The 16,703-nt window shown below is 63.0% G+C and carries 16 protein-coding genes; 6 read left to right on the plus strand and 10 right to left on the minus strand.

Annotated elements, in window-relative coordinates:
* The first annotated feature begins 177 nt into the window (after positions 1 to 177).
* A complete protein-coding gene (gene plsY / locus AB8B33_RS13785) occupies positions 178 to 837 on the plus strand; it encodes a glycerol-3-phosphate 1-O-acyltransferase PlsY (protein WP_439015816.1) in 660 nt (219 codons plus the stop codon).
* A 46-nt stretch (positions 838 to 883) separates the two neighbouring features.
* On the opposite strand, the gene AB8B33_RS13790 is transcribed toward plsY, so the two are convergent.
* Positions 884 to 1,795, minus strand: coding sequence for an agmatinase (locus tag AB8B33_RS13790; protein WP_439015817.1), 912 nt, complete (start codon positions 1,793 to 1,795; stop codon positions 884 to 886).
* 175 nt (positions 1,796 to 1,970) lie between these two features.
* On the opposite strand from AB8B33_RS13790, the gene AB8B33_RS13795 reads away from it, so the two are divergent.
* Together AB8B33_RS13795 and AB8B33_RS13800 are read left to right on the plus strand one after the other, a co-directional pair.
* Positions 1,971 to 2,207: a DUF1127 domain-containing protein gene (locus AB8B33_RS13795; RefSeq protein WP_439015818.1), complete on the plus strand. Its 237-nt coding sequence runs from the start codon at positions 1,971 to 1,973 to the stop codon at positions 2,205 to 2,207.
* A gap of 12 nt (positions 2,208 to 2,219) precedes the next feature.
* Positions 2,220 to 3,422 (plus strand): MFS transporter, encoded by a 1,203-nt coding sequence (locus AB8B33_RS13800; RefSeq protein ID WP_439015819.1) that lies wholly within the window; start codon positions 2,220 to 2,222, stop codon positions 3,420 to 3,422.
* Here AB8B33_RS13800 and cbiB read toward each other — a convergent pair.
* The 6 genes from cbiB to AB8B33_RS13830 form a co-directional block, all read right to left on the minus strand.
* Positions 3,419 to 4,399, minus strand: coding sequence for an adenosylcobinamide-phosphate synthase CbiB (gene cbiB, locus AB8B33_RS13805; protein WP_439015821.1), 981 nt, complete (start codon positions 4,397 to 4,399; stop codon positions 3,419 to 3,421). The genes AB8B33_RS13800 and cbiB overlap by 4 nt on opposite strands.
* Positions 4,396 to 5,397, minus strand: a complete 1,002-nt coding sequence (gene cobD / locus AB8B33_RS13810) for a threonine-phosphate decarboxylase CobD (RefSeq protein ID WP_439015822.1) — start codon at positions 5,395 to 5,397, stop codon at positions 4,396 to 4,398. Before cobD ends, cbiB begins: the two co-directional genes overlap by 4 nt.
* A complete protein-coding gene (locus AB8B33_RS13815; RefSeq protein WP_439015823.1) occupies positions 5,394 to 6,701 on the minus strand; it encodes a cobyrinate a,c-diamide synthase in 1,308 nt (435 codons plus the stop codon). Before AB8B33_RS13815 ends, cobD begins: the two co-directional genes overlap by 4 nt.
* A complete protein-coding gene (gene cobA, locus AB8B33_RS13820; protein ID WP_439015824.1) occupies positions 6,698 to 7,546 on the minus strand; it encodes a uroporphyrinogen-III C-methyltransferase in 849 nt (282 codons plus the stop codon). The genes AB8B33_RS13815 and cobA overlap by 4 nt, the downstream gene beginning before the upstream one ends.
* Positions 7,547 to 7,742: 196 nt before the next feature.
* The gene (locus AB8B33_RS13825) at positions 7,743 to 8,693 is read right to left on the minus strand and encodes a nucleoside hydrolase (protein WP_439015825.1); all 951 of its coding nucleotides are present in this window, start codon (positions 8,691 to 8,693) and stop codon (positions 7,743 to 7,745) included.
* 167 nt (positions 8,694 to 8,860) lie between these two features.
* Positions 8,861 to 9,280 (minus strand): cobalamin biosynthesis protein, encoded by a 420-nt coding sequence (locus AB8B33_RS13830; RefSeq protein WP_439015826.1) that lies wholly within the window; start codon positions 9,278 to 9,280, stop codon positions 8,861 to 8,863.
* 116 nt (positions 9,281 to 9,396) lie between these two features.
* Between AB8B33_RS13830 and AB8B33_RS13835 the strand changes: the two genes are divergently transcribed.
* Positions 9,397 to 10,182 carry a TSUP family transporter gene (locus tag AB8B33_RS13835; protein ID WP_439015827.1) on the plus strand — a complete coding sequence of 262 codons (786 nt, stop codon included), beginning with the start codon at positions 9,397 to 9,399 and terminating at the stop codon, positions 10,180 to 10,182.
* Here the strand turns inward: AB8B33_RS13835 and AB8B33_RS13840 are convergent.
* Complete coding sequence (locus AB8B33_RS13840) at positions 10,179 to 10,826, minus strand: isochorismatase family protein (protein WP_439015828.1); 648 nt, start codon at positions 10,824 to 10,826, stop codon at positions 10,179 to 10,181. The genes AB8B33_RS13835 and AB8B33_RS13840 overlap by 4 nt on opposite strands.
* Positions 10,827 to 11,087: 261 nt before the next feature.
* On the opposite strand from AB8B33_RS13840, the gene AB8B33_RS13845 reads away from it, so the two are divergent.
* Both AB8B33_RS13845 and AB8B33_RS13850 read left to right on the plus strand, forming a co-directional pair.
* Entirely contained in the window at positions 11,088 to 11,468 is a 381-nt protein-coding gene (locus AB8B33_RS13845; protein WP_113325752.1) for a nuclear transport factor 2 family protein, read from the plus strand.
* Positions 11,468 to 12,262: a helix-turn-helix domain-containing protein gene (locus AB8B33_RS13850; protein ID WP_439015829.1), complete on the plus strand. Its 795-nt coding sequence runs from the start codon at positions 11,468 to 11,470 to the stop codon at positions 12,260 to 12,262. Before AB8B33_RS13845 ends, AB8B33_RS13850 begins: the two co-directional genes overlap by 1 nt.
* A 3-nt stretch (positions 12,263 to 12,265) precedes the next feature.
* Here the strand turns inward: AB8B33_RS13850 and cobO are convergent, their stop codons facing one another.
* Together cobO and cobN are read right to left on the minus strand one after the other, a co-directional pair.
* Complete coding sequence (gene cobO, locus AB8B33_RS13855) at positions 12,266 to 12,898, minus strand: cob(I)yrinic acid a,c-diamide adenosyltransferase (protein WP_439015830.1); 633 nt, start codon at positions 12,896 to 12,898, stop codon at positions 12,266 to 12,268.
* Positions 12,895 to 16,701: a cobaltochelatase subunit CobN gene (gene cobN, locus AB8B33_RS13860; protein ID WP_439015831.1), complete on the minus strand. Its 3,807-nt coding sequence runs from the start codon at positions 16,699 to 16,701 to the stop codon at positions 12,895 to 12,897. Before cobN ends, cobO begins: the two co-directional genes overlap by 4 nt.
* Positions 16,702 to 16,703: the final 2 nt, after the last annotated feature.

The raw sequence follows: 16,703 nt of genomic DNA on the forward strand, positions 1-16,703 counted from the left end.
GGCGCGCATCCTAGAGGCTTTCATGCCGGGTTGGAACCGTCCTGCCTGATGCCATTCGATCTCGGCATTCCCGCGGACAATTTCGTCCGCTTAGGCGCGTGGCATCCGAGGCGCGACTGGTTTAATCGTGTTCGATCAGATAATTACCGGCTGAAAAAAGAGCGTCGAGGTACACCCATGGTTTTCTGGATAGCAAGTCTGGTGGGACTGGCGGTCGCCTATCTCTTCGGCTCCCTGCCCACGGGCTATCTGGCGGGCAAACTGCTCAAGGGCATGGATATCCGCCAGCATGGCTCCAGATCCACCGGAGCAACGAACGTACTCAGAACGCTCGGTAAATGGCCTGCTTTGGCGGTTCTCCTGATCGATGTGCTGAAAGGTGTCGCAGCAGTCGTCTTTGCCCGCTGGTTTTATCTCTGGCTCTCGACAGTACCATCGGGCACGCCGCCGACAGCACCTGACCTGCAAAGCGCGGAGCCCTGGATTGTTTGCCTGGCCGGTCTTGGCGTGTTGTTGGGGCATGGCCGTTCGATCTGGCTGAACTTTATGGGAGGCAAATCTGCTGCGACAGGGCTCGGCGTGTTGCTGGCAATGTCCTGGCCCGTCGGTTTGGGTGCCGCGGCGGTTTTCTGCCTTGCGCTGGCCGCCTTCCGCATTGTTTCCCTGAGTTCGATGCTGGCAGCGTTGACGGCCATCGCTCTCGTCTGCGGCCTGGAGCAACCGTTGCCCTATCGGCTGCTGGTAATATCAGGCGGCATCTACGTGATTGTGCGCCATCGCGCCAATATCAGGCGGCTGCTGGCTGGGACGGAGCCACGTCTGGGCAAAGTCGCCTAGAATCGAAAATGCACCGATACCAATTGCCGTGAGAGCAAGAAGCGTTTCAATCCTGCCTGACGATGGCGCCGACCGCATTGACGAGCACGCGCGACACGGTCAGCGCCGACAAGCCGTCGATATCAGCCGGAGGATAAAACTCGACCAGGTCAAACCCGGCGATTCTCGCCCGCCTGCCGAGGCCGGCGATCAAGTCGATCACCTGTGTGTAGGTGAGGCCACCAGGGGTACGCGCCGCCACGCCCGGCATGATGCCGGGATCGATGCTGTCGCAATCGAGCGTGACGACCACCCGCGCTCCCTCGGGAATATGCCGGAGAGCGGCTTCGACACCCACTGTGTGGATCTCGCGGGCAGTGACAAAGCGGCTGCCATAAAGCTGCGCCGCTTCCACCTCGGCGATGCGCGCGCTGCCGACGCTGCGCAGACCGACTTGCACCATGCCGGCGACATGCGGCATCTCGCTCGCCCGACGCATCGGACTTGAATAGCCGTAGCGCTCGCCATGCACCTCGTCGCGCCAGTCGATATGGGCGTCGATCTGCAGGACCCAGACCGGCCCTTGATCCGCAAAGCCAGCGAGGAAGGGAAAGGTCACGGAACAGTCTCCCCCGAGCAGGATCGGTACGGCCGATAGTGCCAGGATTTCGCGCGTCTTCGCCTCAATCCGAGCGCGGTTGTCGGCATTGTCATGCATGGTGGTCTCGATGTCGCCAGCGTCGATGCAGGAGATCGGCTTGCCGGCAAACAGCGGGCCGCCGAGATCGAAATCCCAATGCTCGATGAGCCCGGCATCCTCCTGGCTCGCAGCGCGGATGGCGCCGGCGGCCAGCGCATAACCGCTGCTGTCCTTGCCGGGATAGGTGCTGCCGTGCGCGGCTGCGAAGATCACCGCACGGGGCAAACGGCCATCGGCCAGGCGATCTGGAAGGCCGAGAAAGGAAGATGAGGCGGTCATGTCCTTATTGTCCTGATCAGGCGAAATCCTGTTTTAACCTGTTTAGTCACTTTGGAAGTTTTTGCGAACTTTTTGGAAGCGCTTAATTACGCCCCGCGCCGCATCCTCCAGACTCCACCATCCTTTGAAATCTAAGGCCCCAGGCGAAATCCAAGTTCCCGGACCTTCAAGCTCCATGGAGTTCATCATGAGCGATTGCTGCACCCTTGCATCAACCCCACGTCACAAGTTACCGCGCCGGCACAATAGCCTGATCATCCTGCGAAGCGCGATCACGCACTGGTTCTGGCGCATCCGCATCCGCCGCGAACGGAAGCGACGGTCGAAAATCAGCCCCGTTCTGATCGACGATATCGGCCTGACGGAACAACAGGCAGGCTCCGAGACCACCGGCTTTTTCTGGCACGTGTGAGGCGAATGTCCGATGACACACGATGACCAGTTTCCTCCAGCCGCAACGATCGACCGGCGCAGCCCGATATCGCCACGCGAAGATCGCATTCCATGGGCCGCGATGGCAGGCATCATCGCCACCGTCACGGTGTTCGCCATGGCGCAGGGCCTGACCTATCCGCTCCTGAGCTTCATTCTGGAGCGGCAGGGAACACCATCAGGCCTGATCGGCCTGTCGGCCGCCATGACGCCAACGGGCTTTATCGTCTCCGCACCCTTCATTCCTGCCCTGTCACACCGCGTAGGCGCCGGACGGCTTGCCATCCTCTGCTCGATCCTCGCAGCACTCAGCCTGATTGCCATTGCCTGGACGCAGGACATTTGGGCGTGGATGCCGCTGCGCTTCCTGCTCGGCGTCTTCGCCAACCCGCTCTACGTGATCAGCGAAACCTGGCTGCTCGCCATCACGCCCGCCGCGCGCCGCGGCCGCATCATGGGCCTCTATTCGTCCGTCGTATCAGGCGGCTTCGCCATCGGCCCGCTATCCCTCGGCCTTGCCGGTACGGAGGGCTGGCCACCCTTCCTGATCGGTATTTTCGCCTTCCTCGTCTGCGGCCTGATCGTGCTTGCCGTCACAAGACGACTGCCCGACATGCCGCAGGAGGGCGAAGCCATATCTGTCGGCGGCTTCGTCATGCTGGCGCCGCTCCTGCTCTTCGCCGTCTTCGTCGCCGCCGGTTTCGAGCAGATCCTGCTTGCCCTCTTCGCCGTCTATGGCGCAGCCCTCGGCAGCCCCGAACCCCGCATCACCGCGCTGATCACCTGCTTCATCGCAGGCAATGCCGTGCTGCAGATCGTCCTCGGCCGCCTCGCCGAACAATTTGGCTCCCGCCCTACCCTGCTCTTCTGCGTGCTCGCCTCGCTCGCCGGTTGCCTGCTCCTGCCGCTGCTCTTCGATACATGGCTCATCTGGCCGCTGTTTTTCGCCTGGGGCGGCGTCTCCTTCGGCATCTACACCCTGTCGCTGATCCAGCTCGGTGAACGCTTCACCGGCCAGTCCCTCATCGCCGGCAACGCCGCCTTCGCCCTCGTCTGGGGTCTCGGCGGCATCGCAGGCTCGCCCGCGACGGGCGTGGCGATGCAACTGATCGGCCATCAGGGCCTGCCACTATCGCTTGGCCTGCTGAGCTGTGTCTTGGCGTTACTTTTGACGGCGGAGAAATGGCGAGGCTAAAGCAGGCAGACGAAGGCCACGAAGGTAAGCAGCGTCAGCGCCATGCAGCTGGCCTGGAAGACCGAAATCCCGTCCTCCACATCGCCTGCCGTCGCCACATCCCGGCCCGTGCCGTTGATCATCGGCTCGCGCACGACCACGCCCGAATAGACGCGCGGGCCGGCAAGCTGGAGATCGAGCGCGCCGGCCATCGCCGCCTCCGGGCGGCCGGAATTCGGCGAGCGGTGCAGCTTGCCGTCGCGGATGCCGACACGGAAAGAATCGCGGAAGGCTGACGTGCCGCGGCGGATGCCGGCGCCGACGGCGATCAGCAGGATCGACAGGCGTGCCGCCGGCCAGTTGGCGATATCGTCCAGCCGCGCCGAGGCCCAGCCGAAATCGACATATTTTTCCGAACGGTGGCCGATCATTGAATCCGCTGTATTGAGCATCTTGTAGAAGAACAGGCCAGGTAGGCCGAAGATCGCAAACCAGAGGGCCGGCGCCACCACGCCATCGGAAAAATTCTCGGCGAGGCTCTCGATTGCCGCACGGCAGACACCCGGCTCATCCAGCGTTTCCGGATCGCGCCCGACGATGCGCGACACCGCCTTGCGCCCGCCAACGAGGCCGTCGCTCTTCAGCGCCGCTGCGACCGCCGCGACATGATCCGACAGGCTCTTTTGCGCCAGGAAAATCGCCACGCAGAAGACTTCGAGCAGGATACCGACAGGGCCGAAGAGCATCAGGAACCAATGCAGCACCAGGCCGGTGACGACGGCGAGCCCCGACAGCGCCAGGATCGCCACCACGCCGTTCTGCCGGCGCTGAGCCTTGCTCAGGCTCTCACGGTTGAAATGCTGGTCGAAATAGCCGACCGCCCGACCGAAGATGGCGACCGGATGCGGCACGCGCATCCACAGCCATTGCGGATCGCCGATGATGCGGTCGAGCAGCAGCGCCAGAACCAGCACGAGAAAATGTTCATCCAGATTCATCGGTTAAAGCTCCGAAGGGCCGCAGCAAGTCGTCCATCCGCCGCAGCATCCGGCGCAAGGCCGATGCGCAGCCAGTCCGGTGCATAATCGAACCGGCGGACGAGAATATGATGGCGGCAGAGAGTCGTGTAAATGTCACCGGCTTTCGCGTCGGCAACGAGGGTGAAAAGCGGCGTGCCGCCCGCAATAGCAAGGCCGGCTCCGGCAAGCACGGCATGCAGGCCCGCCTGGCGCTCGGCAATCGAGCCGGCGATGGCGGAGACATCCGAATTCAGCAGCGAGCTCGCCATTGACAGCGCAGGCCCCGACACCGCCCAGGGACCGAGCCAGTCCTCGAAACGCACGAGAATATCGCCCCGCGCAATGGCAAAGCCGAGCCTCAGCCCTGCAAGCCCGAAGAACTTGCCGAAGGAGCGGAAGACGATGAGGTTCGAAAGACCTGATGCACGCGGCACGAGGCTCGCCTCCGGGCTCGTATCCCCGAAAGCCTCATCGACAACAAGAAAACCGCCGCCCGCCTTCAGCCGCTCATGCAGCGCTTCCAGCCTGTCCGCCGCGTGGACCCGACCGTCTGGATTGTTCGGATTGACGACAACTGCCAGCCCATGCTCCGCGCCGATATCATCGATATTGCTGACCGCATCGACGGCAAAACCCGCAACGCTGAAAGCCCGCGCATATTCCCCATAGGTCGGCGACAGGATCGCAACTTTTCTGCCCGGCTCGATCAGCCGCGGCAGAAGCTGGATGACCGATTGCGTGCCGGGAACCGGAAGCGGCAGGATCGCGCCGCTGCGGTAATGATCGCGCGCCGCATGTCGCGCCGTCTCGATCAGATGTCGGTCCGGCAGCCGATGCCACACCCTTGCAGGTATCTCCGGCAGCACCACCGGATTGGGATTGATGCCGGTCGAAAGATCGAGCCAGTCCTCCAGCCGGCCGCCGAAGCTTGCCGCCGCCGCGGTGATGCCGCCGCCATGCACGATCGGCGCATTCATGCGGCAGCTCCCACAAGATCGATCAGATGCATGTAGGATCCGGCCACCTGCCCGCGCCGCAAGCCGGTGAAGCCGAGATCGTTGCCGAGCGCATCCTGCGTGGCAAACATCCGGTCGGCCTCCCCTTCGGAGACGATCGTCGAATAGTGGAATTCATGCGCCGTCATCGGCCTGTCGAAAAAGGCGCCGTCGAGCGGCGTGACGCGGCGATAGCCGAGATGCCGCTTGCGCGTCTCATAGCTGGTGACGATAGGCAGCAGGCCGAGCATTTCATGGCGCTCGCCTTGCCCGTCGATCAGCCCGTCGCCGAGCACCATGTAGCCGCCGCATTCGCCATAGATGCGCACGCCCCGCGCCGCCGCAGCCTTCATGCCGGCTACAAAATTCTGCGAAGCCACGAGCCTGCCCGCATGCAGTTCGGGATATCCGCCCGGAAGATAGATCGCATCGGCAGCCTCGGACGGGCCCTCGTCGGCGAGCGGCGAGAAGAAGGAAATCTCGGCCCCGCGCCGCCGCCAGCCGAGCAGCATATGCTCGTAGCAAAAGGCAAAGGCGATATCGCGCGCGACGGCAATGTGCCTGCCGAAAGGCATCAGCCGGGCAATATTGGCAGCCGACGGCCGGTTCATACCCTGCCGCGCGATGCGCATGAGGAATTCGAAATTGCACTCTTCGGAAACGGCATTGGCCGCATAATCGATGAACTCCTCGAGCGCCCCATGCTCGCCCGCCTGTACCAGTCCCAGATGCCGCTCTGGCAGGGCCAGCATCGCATCCTTGCGGATGACGGCAACGATGGGCATGCGGATCGCTTCCAGCGCCTGGCGCAACATCGCTTCGTGCCGGTCGCTGCCGACCTTGTTGAGGATGACACCGGCGATGCGCACATCGGCGCGGAAACCGGCAAAACCGCTGACGAGCGGCGCCACCGATTGCGACAGGCGCGAAGCATCGACGACGAGCACGACCGAAAGTCCGAGCTGGGCCGCAAGGTCCGCCGCCGTGCCGCGCCCGTCCGCAGCACCATCGAACAGGCCCATCATGCCCTCGATCAGCAACACCCGGTCGCCGGAGCGGTGCAGCGTCGCATTGGCGGAAATCAGTTCCGGCCGCATGCCCCAGGGATCGAAATTCAGGCAGAGCGTGCCGCTTGCCGCCGCGTGAAAGGCCGGATCGATATAATCAGGGCCGGCCTTGCCGGGTGCGACGGCGACGCCGCGATTGCGCAGCGCCCGAAGCAACCCGAGCGTCACTGTGGTCTTGCCGGAACCGGAGGACGGTGCGGCGATCAGCAACCCGCTCATGCTGTCTCCCTCCCTTGCCCGCCGGCATGCCTGAAGGGGTCGGGCTGCAGCCGCCGACCGCCAAGCGCGCCAAGCCAGTCGAGAGAGGCGCGCAACCGCACCACCTCGCCGACGACGACGATCGCCGGCGGTTCCAGACCGGAGGCGGCAACGGCTTCAGGCGCTTCGCCAAGCGTCGTCTCCAGCACCTGCTGGTCACCGGTCGCCGCGTTGCAGACGAAGGCCACTGGCTCGAAAGCCGAACGGCCCGAAGCAATCAGATTGGCGCTGATCTGGGCAATATGTTTCATCGCCATATACATGACGATGACGGGCGAGCCCTTGCCGATCGCTTCCCAATTGATCGCGTCAGGCACGATGCCGGAGGAATCATGGCCGGTGAGGAAGGTCACGGCATGGTTGATGTCCCGATGCGTCACCGGAATCCCGGCATAGGCAAGCCCGCCGATACCAGCGGTAATGCCCGGCACGATACGAAACGGGATATTGTGCTCGACCAGCGTCAGCGCCTCTTCCCCACCCCGCCCGAAGACGAAGGGATCGCCGCCCTTCAGCCGCAGCACGCGTTTGCCGGTCCGCGCCAATTCCACCAACCGAAGCGAAATATCCCGCTGCTTGGCCGAGGGTTTGCCGCCGCGTTTCCCCGCATATTCGAGCTCCGCACCTGACCGCGCGAGCTTCAGGCATTCCTCGTTGACCAGCGCGTCATGGACGATCACATCGGCCTCGGAAAGCCCCTTGGCGGCAAGCAGCGTCAGCAGGCCCGGATCGCCGGGACCGGCCCCAACGAGCCAGACGCTGCCCGGCTCCAGCGCCGGCAGATGTGAGAATGCGCGATCTATCATCCCGCTGATCTAGGCCCGGCAGCAGACGAGGTCAACGCCATCAGTGGCAGCGCACCGGAAGTTGACAAAATGGCCGAGACTCAATTTCCGAAGAAGCGGAATCAGCCTCGGAAGAAACGCATATAACAATTTGATTGGATTCCAGAATATGGGAACGGGCCGGCCGCAGGCATGCGGGACCGGCCCGTTGAAGCCATCAGAGGCGCAGCAGCGTATCGCGGATCAGCTCGAGCACTTTTTCCGACTCGATGCCGGTGGCAACGATCTGGCTCGGCAGTCCATCCCAGTCGCCCGGCGGGAACCGGCGGCCATCCTGCTTGATCACCGTCTGGCCATCGGCAATACCGCTGCAGACAACACGCACCGCGCCCGTGATCGTCGTGAACAGCTCGGGCGCCACGACATAGACGCTGGCGCAGCTGTCATGCACCATCATGCCGTCTTCGACCGCATGCTTGTAGAAGTCGATATAGGACTGCGAAAGCGTATCGAGCTGCTTGACCGCCTTGTCGCCCCTGGCGGCCATCTCCCCGAGATAGCTGCGGCTCATCGTCGTGATCGCGGTCACATCGAGGCCGATGACGACGACCTTCCACGGCGCAGTCATGACGATATCGGCCGCTTCCGGATCGCCATGGATATTGGCTTCAGCAACCGGCGAGACATTGCCCGGCACATAGAAATTGCCGCCCATGATGACGACGTCCTTCACGAGGCCTGCAATCTCGGGGTCTTCCTTGAGCGCCAGGGCCAGGTTGGTCATGCGGCCGACGGCAACCAGCCTCACCTCGCCCGGATTGGCGCGCACGGTTTCGATGATGAAGCGATGCGCCGGGCGCGGATCGACCGGCAGGTCGATCGTATCTGGCACCGGCATATCACCGAGGCCATTCTCGCCATGCACCATGGTCGGCCACGGACGCTCATGACGCGCAGGATCGATGGTGACATTGGCGCCCTTGGCAACGGGTGCTGCGATATTCCATTCTTGCTTCAGGAACAGCGCATTGCGCGTCGTCGTCTCGATCGAGGCATTGCCGAAAATCGTGGTGATGCCGATCAGATCGATCTCGGGGTGGCGGTGCAGGAAAAGCAGCGCCATTGCGTCATCGACGCCCGGATCCGTGTCATAAATGACCTTGTGCATATGTATCCTCCAGAGCAATTCCAGCAAAAATCTGCAGCGGTTTTGCGCCCGGAATTGCGTAAAAACAAAGGGATAGAGCACATTCGTGATTCAAAAAACGAAGATGCTCCGGATTCGAATCGCTGGCAGCCGGAGGGCGCCGCGAAGTGCCGCCACCATAACGCCCGTCAGGCTTTCTGCAACCCGATGCGGGCGACGGCTGCTGTCGCATGCTGAGATTTGATCTTGCCGAGTATCAGCTCTGCATCCATGCCAAGAGCCGCAAGGGCCGCCGCTTCCGCCACCCCATGGCAGCCGACACGGGCAAAAACGATGGCAGAGGGATTCCTGAGCCGCGGCGTCTCCTCTTCCAGCCGCGCCGCATCGAAGAACACGGCAGGCGCGGAAAAATGCGCCGCAACGGCAAGGATCGCCGGCTCTTGCCTGCGGCTATCGATCGAGGCAACAGCTGCAAGCTCAGTCCCGCTGATCCCAGCCGCCCTCAACGCCTCGACGGCAAGCGCCGTCACCTCGCCATCAGGCGTCCCGCGCTCGCAGCCGAGCCCGAGCACATGCCGCCTTGCCTCATCAATGGTGATTTCGCTCATTCCCATCAGCCGATTGCGCCCCGCTGTGTCCCTGGAGCCATTGCAGCTTGAGGTGGGAAATGCAACAAGCCCGCCCGAAAGCCCCCCGCCCCGCATACCTCTCCCGGAATAGCATCTTGCCTGACATTGCCCTCCATCTGCTTCTGCTGCTCTGCGCGGCCGCCTTCTTTGCCGGTTTCGTCGATTCCATTGCCGGTGGCGGCGGCCTGATCACCGTTCCCGCCATGCTGATCGCAGGCATCCCGCCGCTGCAGACGCTCGGCACCAACAAGGTGCAGTCGCTCTTCGGCGCCGCCTCGGCAACCATCGCCTATGCCCGCAGGGGCCATGTGAAGCTTTCGGAACAATTGCCGATGGCGCTGATGGCCGTCATGGGCGGCGCGCTCGGTGCAGCCCTCGCCACACTCGTCCCCGGCCAGGTGCTGCAGGCCGTCATGCCGGTGCTGCTCGTGGCAATCGCGATCTTCTTCGCCGTCAAGCCGAACCTCAACGACCTCGATACTGTCAGGCGCATGACGCCCTTCCTCTTCGGCCTGACGCTGGTACCGCTCATCGGCTTCTACGACGGCGTCTTCGGCCCGGGCACCGGCTCCTTCTTCATGCTGGCCTTCGTCACGCTTGCCGGCTTCGGCATGCTGAAGGCGACCGCCCATACCAAGCTTCTCAATCTCGGCTCGAATTTCGGCGCGCTCATCGTCTTCGCAAGCTTCGGCGCGACGCTCTGGAAGATCGGCCTTCTGATGGGTGTTTGCCAGTTCCTCGGCGCACAGCTGGGCTCGCGGCTCGCCATGCGCATCGGCGCAAAGCTCATCAAGCCGTTGCTCGTCATCGTCTGCATCGCCTTCGCGGTGAAGCTGCTCTCCGACCCCGTAAACCCGCTGCGTGTCTGGCTCGGGGTTTAGAACGTGATCTGATCAATCGTGGTCAGCGTCGTCTTGACAGAAACACCCGGCGCATTGGCGAAATGCCAGGCGACATATTGCTCGGCATAAGGATCGGCAGATGACATGCCATCGACGGGCAGGATAACGTTCATGCCCTTCAGCGCCGCATAGGCTGCCGTATTCAGCACCGCGCCTTCGGATGCCGTTCCGGCCACGATGATGGTCTTGATGTGCTTCTCGGTCAGGATCTTTTCGAGATCGGTGTTGATAAACTTGTTGGCCCCGGCTTGTACGATCGCATCGCCCTCCTTCGGCGCCAGCACGCTGGCAATATCGCCCTTCGTAGCACCACCCGTGATGCTATAGATGACGGGAACGCCGCTCTTGCGCGCCTCGTTCATCAGCTTTTCCACTTTCGGGAGAGAGGCGATGCAGCGCGGCTTGTTCTTCGCGTTGCACGGCCCCTTGGACGGGTCCTGCGCGCCATTGAAATCGAGCAGCAGCAGCGCCGTATCCGACCTATTCACGCTGACCGGCTTCAGCGCCGGTGCTGCCGGCACCTTGATCGTATTCCAGTCATCGATAACAGTTGCCTGCGTCGCGGATGCGCCGAGAAGCGCGATGGCGAATGCGGCTAAGGCTTTGTATGAACGGGTTTTCACCGATGTCTCCTCCGGGGCAAAAGGGGTCGCCGCAAATCTCCGGGCTGCCTCCACGCCTGTCAAATCACCAAGCCGCGAGATGAGCGGTTCCAGCAAAAATGTGCCGCGGTTTTACGTCCGCAATTGTGTGAAACCCGATTGTTGATCAGCCTTCCATTACCTCCCGCGTAATTGATAGGCTGCACCGCTTTCGCCGATGATCGCCCTGCCTGAACATGCCACCTGCCTGAATATGAAAGGCGATCAAAAGGAGATGACCCGATGCCCAACGCCCCGACAAACGACGCAAACACCAACGCCGAGCGCTACCTCGCCATCTGGAACGAGACGGACGCCGCTCGCCGCCGCGCTCTCATCGCCGAGAGCTGGGCGGAAGCCGCCACCTATATCGACCCGCTGATGCGCGGCGAAGGCCATGAGCAGATCAATTCGCTGGTCGAAGCCGTCCAAAGCCGCTTCCCCGGCTTTCGTTTCGAGCTGATCGGCACGGCCGATGGCTACGGAAACAACCTGCGCTTCTCCTGGGGCCTCGGCCCTGAAAATGGCGAAGCGCTGATCAAGGGCACGGACTTCGCCGAGCTCGAGGACGGCAGGCTGAAATCCGTACGTGGCTTCATCGATCTCCTGCCGGAAGCCGCCTGATGACCCCGACCGCCCGCTCTCTCGGAGATCACCTGCGCGAATGGCGCCAGCGCCGCCGCATGAGCCAGCTCGACCTCGCGCTGGAGGCCGAAATCTCGCAACGGCATCTGAGCTTCATCGAGAGTGGGCGCTCGACCCCGAGCCGCGAAATGCTGCTGCATCTCGCCGAACGCCTCGGCGTGCCTCTGCGCGACCGGAACCCGCTGCTGCTGGCTGCGGGTTTCGCCCCCGTCTTTGCCGAACGCAGGCTGGATGATCCCGCCCTTGAGCCCGCGCGCCGGGCCATCGATAGGGTGCTGAAAGGCCACGAGCCCTTCCCGGCGATCGCCATCGACCGCCACTGGACGCTGGTTGCCGCCAATGCCGCCATCGCACCACTGCTCGAAGCCGTTGCCGATCCATCCGTGCTGGAACCGCCGGTCAACGTGCTGCGCCTCAGCCTGCATCCACAGGGGCTGGCACCGCACATCATCAATCTCTCGGAATGGCGCGCCCATCTCCTTGATCGGCTGCGTCAGCAGATTTCGGTCTCGGGCGATCCGATGCTGGAAAAGCTGCTGAAGGAACTGCTGTCCTATCCGGCTCCCAAAGATGCTGGCGAGCCCCACACCGACCTTGCCGGCATCGCCGTGCCCTTGCAACTTTCGACCAAAGCCGGCCTGCTTTCCTTCATCTCGACAACGACCGTCTTCGGCACGCCCGTCGATATCACCCTGTCGGAACTGGCAATCGAAACGCTCTTCCCGGCCGATGAGGAAACGGCCGCGATACTGCGCGGCCATCTGGCGAATTAAAGATCAGAATTCCACGCCCGGCTGCCCCTTGATACCCGAGCGGAAGGGATGTTTGACGAGTTCCATCTCGGTCACGAGATCGGCGATCTCGATCAGCTCATCTTTGGCATTGCGCCCGGTCAGCACGACATGCGTCATGTGTGGCTTCTCGTCTTTCAGGAACTCCACCACCTCGTTGATATCGAGATAGTCGTAGCGCAGCGCGATATTGATCTCGTCGAGCAGCACCATGGAATTGCGCTCGTCGCGGATCAGTTCCTTGGCCTTTTCCCAGGCAGCACCGGCCGCCGCCACATCCCGCGCCCGGTCCTGTGTTTCCCAGGTAAAACCCTCGCCCATCGTATGGAACTGGCAGAGATCGGAAAAGTGCTTCTCGATCAGATCCCGCTCGCCCGTCCACATGGCGCCCTTGATGAACTGCACGACGGCAGACGGCTTGCCATGGGCGATATGGCGGAAAATCATGCCGAAGGCGGCTGATGATTTGCCCTTGCCCTTGCCGGTGTGGACGATGATCAGGCCCTTCTCATCCGTCTTGCTGGCCATGATCTTGTCACGGGCGGCCTTCTTCTTCGCCATCTTCTCGGCGTGACGGGCATCGTCCTTTTCGGCTGGTACGACTGGCTCTTCGGTCATGGCTGGCTGCCTGCTCTTTTCTTGGTTTCGTTGGATTCAGTGAGGTTGAATTGCGCCGAGTTGCTGCGCGGCGTCCAGAGTCCGCGATCGATCGCCTCCATGAGCCGTTCCTTCATCTCGGAAAGTGCCGCCGGGTTCTTCTCGGCCATGAAATCGCGGACCTTGGGGTCGGCGACGAAGGCCTGATAGACCGCCTCGAAATGATGGTTGCCGACAGCCCCCGTCGTCGCCGCAAAGGCAAAGAGATAATCGACCGTCGCGGCAATCTCGAAGGCGCCCTTGTAGCCGTGGCGCATGACGCCCTCGATCCATTTCGGATTGACGACACGCCCGCGCACTACGCGCCCGATCTCTTCTTCAAGCGAACGGATAACAGGCTTTTCCGGCCGCGAATGGTCGTTGTGATAGATCGCCGGCCGCGCACCGCCGAGTACCTCGGTCGCCGCCGCCATGCCGCCTTCGAACTGGTAATAATCGTCGCTGTCGAGCAGGTCGTGCTCACGATTGTCCTGGTTCTGCACGACGGCCTGAATGGACCGCAGCCGCTCCTCGAAGAGCCCGCGTTCGGCCTGTCCCTCTTCACCCGCGCCATAGGCATAACTGCCCCAGACGAGATAGGCCTCGGCCAGATCCGCACGCCGCTCCCAGCCCTTCTCATCGATCAGCGCCTGCAAACCTGCACCATAGGCGCCGGGCTTCGACCCGAAGATGCGATAGCCGGCCCGCTTTGCCGCGGCCTTCTCGTCAAGCCCGGCAGCGGTCAGCCGTGCCGTCTCGCCGCGCATGCGCCCGGCAATCGGGTTGTCGGTTGCATCCTCCTCCAGCGCACCGACCGCGCGGATCGCCTTGTCGAAGAGCGCGATCTGCTCGGGAAAAGCATCGCGGAAGAAGCCAGAGATCCGCAGCGTCACATCCACCCGCGGCCGCCGCAGCATGGCCGGCGGGATGATCTCGTAGCCGGTGACGCGACGGGACGCCATGTCCCAGACCGGCTTGACGCCGATCAGCGCCAAGGCTTGCGCGATATCGTCACCGCCAGTGCGCATGTTGGACGTGCCCCAGGCCGTCAGCCCGAAGGAGACAGGCCACTCGCCATGATCCTGCACATAGCGGCGGATCAGCAGCTCAGCGGATTTCTTGCCGAGTTCGTAGGCTGCCGGGGTCGGCACAGCACGGCTGTCGACGGAGTAGAAATTCCGCCCCGTCGGCAGCACATCCGGCCGCCCGCGCGTCGGCGCGCCGGATGGCCCGGGCGGCACGAAACGGCCGTCGAGGCCGCGCAGCAGACTGGCGATCTCGGCCGGGCCGCAGGCGAGAATCGAAGGTTTGAGACGAGCTTCGATTTCATCGAGCACGCTTCTGGTTTGGGACCAGGGAGGTGGGCAGGTGATTTCGCCGGAGACAAGCTTGGCTGCGAGCAACTCGATGCGTTCGACGGTGTCGCCGTTCGTGCGCCACGGGGCGTCGAGGATGTCTGCGAGGATTTTGGGTGTCGGGCCGCTCCGGGGGGCGGCCATGTCGCAGTCGAGAGGGTCGAAAGACGCCTCCCCAGCTCCTCCACACAGGTGGGAGGGGTCTTTCAGCGTATCCCAAGCAATCGCCCGCTGCAGGCTCGCATCTCCACCCTCACCTAGCCCGCGCGGCACCCGCGCCAGCGCCACAGTCAGATCCGTCAGCAACCGCCCTTCAGGCGACACGCCAAACACATGCAGCCCGTCACGGATCTGCATTTCCTTGAGGTCGCAGAGATAGGCATCAAGCTTCTTCAGCGCCTCACCTTCGGCCTCGCCCTTGGCGATGCCCGCATCCCGATCCAGCCCGATATCAGCGACGAGATCGAGGATCTGCCGGCTGAGCAGGCGGATACGGCGCGGATCGCCGCCCGATGCCTCGTAATACTCGTCGACCAGCGCCTCCAGATCCTTCAGCGGCCCATAACTTTCGGCCCGTGTCAGCGGTGGCGTCAGATGGTCGATGATGACAGCGGCAGTGCGGCGTTTCGCCTGCGTGCCCTCGCCGGGATCGTTGACGATGAAGGGATAGAGATGCGGCAGTGGCCCGAGGATCGCCTCCGGATAGCAGGTCTCCGATAGCGCCAGTGCCTTGCCCGGCAGCCATTCCAGATTGCCGTGCTTGCCCATGTGGATCACTGCCTGTGCGCAGAATTCCTCGCGCAGGAAAGCATAGAAGGCGAGATAGCCGTGCGGCGGCACGAGATCGGGCGAGTGATAACTTTCCTTCGGATCGATATTATAACCGCGCGCCGGCTGGATACCGATCAGCAAGTCGCCGAAACGGGCGAAAGGCAGCGCAAAAGCGCCATCGCGGACATAGGGATCGGCCTCCGGCACACCCCAGCGCGTGCTGACTTCATCCTGAATCTGAGCAGGAAGAGATTCCAGGAAATCCTTGTATCGACTCAGGGAAAGCTGCTCGCGCACGACCTTTCCATCGAAGCCGGAATTGGTCGGCCCCGCCATCAGGTGCCGTATCAGCGCATCACCATCGGCAGGGATATCGGCGACCGGGTAGCCGGCCTTCTCCATCGCTCGCATTACCTCGATAGTGCCTGCTGGCGTATCGAGGCCGACGCCATTGCCGAGCCGTCCGTCGCGGTTTGGATAATTCGCCATGACGAGCGCAACTCGCCTGCTCTCCAACGGCATCTGCCGCAGCCGCGCCCAGTTGGCGGCAAGCGATGCCACATAGTTCATGCGCCCTTCATCCGGCTCGCTGGAAACGATGTTGGCCTCGACAGCAACGTCGTAGCGCGCGGCTGATTTAAAGGAGACGGCGCGCGACAGCACCCTGCCATCCACCTCCGGCAGCGCGACATTCATGCCGAGATCACGCGCCGAGAGCCCTTGCGATGAGACGGCCCAGGCCTCTCGCGACGAAGCGGAGAAGATTGCCTGTAGCACGATCGCGTCGTTGGCCTCCAGCACCGTCGGCTCGCGATCGGCGCCGGGTGCGGAGACGGCAAAGCCTGTCGTGTTGATGACGACCTCGGGCTTCAGTTCGGCGAAGATGGATTCGAGGATGCCCTTGGAGACGGGATCCTTGAGGCTGTAGGCGAAGACCGGCAACGGACGCAGGCCTTGTTGCTGGAGGGCTTCGATCAAGGCTTCGACGGGCTTAGTTTCGCCGCTCTGCACGAGGGCGCGGTAGAAGGCGATGGCGACAGTAGGTGGCGTCCCCTTCCGGACTTGAACTTCGGCTTTGGCAAGCCGCCGCCACTCCTCAACTCCGACAAGCCCTCGCCCCGGCCACCAGATCCCCGCCTTCATCAGCGGCGCGGCTGGCGCCGGCTTCTCCGCCCCCGAAAGCATCGCTGATGCATAGGCAAGAAAGCCTTGCGCATTGGCGTCGCCGCCCTCGATCAGATACGCCCACAGCGCATTCAGATCATCAAGCGACACATTGGAAAACGGCGTCAGCCCCGCATCCGGCCGCGCATCGCCCGGCAGCACCGCAATCAGCGCCCCGTTACGAGCGGCAACCGCATGCAGCGCCTCCAGTGCGTAGTGAAAGTAGCTCGCCCCACCCAGCGCCCGCACGATGATCAGCTTCGCATGCCGTGCCGTGCGTTCGACGTAGGTATCGACCGACATCGGATGCTTCATGCTCATCAGGCTCGCAAGCCTGAGCGTATGCCCGCTCGCCCCGCCGGAATGAGCCGCAGCGATTGCCGCAAGCTCGGTGTCGGCGGCCGAGAGGAACAGGATATCGCCCGGCGACTGGCCGAGGTCGATGGCCTCGTCCCCGTCGCTGATCGTTCCCTGTTGAGCCAGAAGCAGGTGCATCG

The organism is Rhizobium sp. 768_B6_N1_8 (genome assembly GCF_051811225.1).
Taxonomy (GTDB): Bacteria; Pseudomonadota; Alphaproteobacteria; order Rhizobiales; family Rhizobiaceae; genus Rhizobium.

Bases quoted from the DNA above. Each gene is read 5' to 3' on its own strand.
- cbiB (WP_439015821.1), bottom strand. From the start codon at position 4,399: ATGAATCTGGATGAACATTTTCTCGTGCTGGTTCTGGCGCTGCTGCTC.
- AB8B33_RS13795 (WP_439015818.1), top strand. From the start codon at position 1,971: ATGGAGTTCATCATGAGCGATTGCTGCACCCTTGCATCAACCCCACGT.
- plsY (WP_439015816.1), top strand. From the start codon at position 178: ATGGTTTTCTGGATAGCAAGTCTGGTGGGACTGGCGGTCGCCTATCTC.
- cobN (WP_439015831.1), bottom strand. From the start codon at position 16,701: ATGCACCTGCTTCTGGCTCAACAGGGAACGATCAGCGACGGGGACGAG.
- AB8B33_RS13800 (WP_439015819.1), top strand. From the start codon at position 2,220: ATGACACACGATGACCAGTTTCCTCCAGCCGCAACGATCGACCGGCGC.
- cobA (WP_439015824.1), bottom strand. From the start codon at position 7,546: ATGATAGATCGCGCATTCTCACATCTGCCGGCGCTGGAGCCGGGCAGC.
- AB8B33_RS13850 (WP_439015829.1), top strand. From the start codon at position 11,468: ATGACCCCGACCGCCCGCTCTCTCGGAGATCACCTGCGCGAATGGCGC.
- cobD (WP_439015822.1), bottom strand. From the start codon at position 5,397: ATGAATGCGCCGATCGTGCATGGCGGCGGCATCACCGCGGCGGCGGCA.
- cobO (WP_439015830.1), bottom strand. From the start codon at position 12,898: ATGACCGAAGAGCCAGTCGTACCAGCCGAAAAGGACGATGCCCGTCAC.
- AB8B33_RS13830 (WP_439015826.1), bottom strand. From the start codon at position 9,280: ATGAGCGAAATCACCATTGATGAGGCAAGGCGGCATGTGCTCGGGCTC.
- AB8B33_RS13790 (WP_439015817.1), bottom strand. From the start codon at position 1,795: ATGACCGCCTCATCTTCCTTTCTCGGCCTTCCAGATCGCCTGGCCGAT.
- AB8B33_RS13815 (WP_439015823.1), bottom strand. From the start codon at position 6,701: ATGAGCGGGTTGCTGATCGCCGCACCGTCCTCCGGTTCCGGCAAGACC.
- AB8B33_RS13845 (WP_113325752.1), top strand. From the start codon at position 11,088: ATGCCCAACGCCCCGACAAACGACGCAAACACCAACGCCGAGCGCTAC.
- AB8B33_RS13825 (WP_439015825.1), bottom strand. From the start codon at position 8,693: ATGCACAAGGTCATTTATGACACGGATCCGGGCGTCGATGACGCAATG.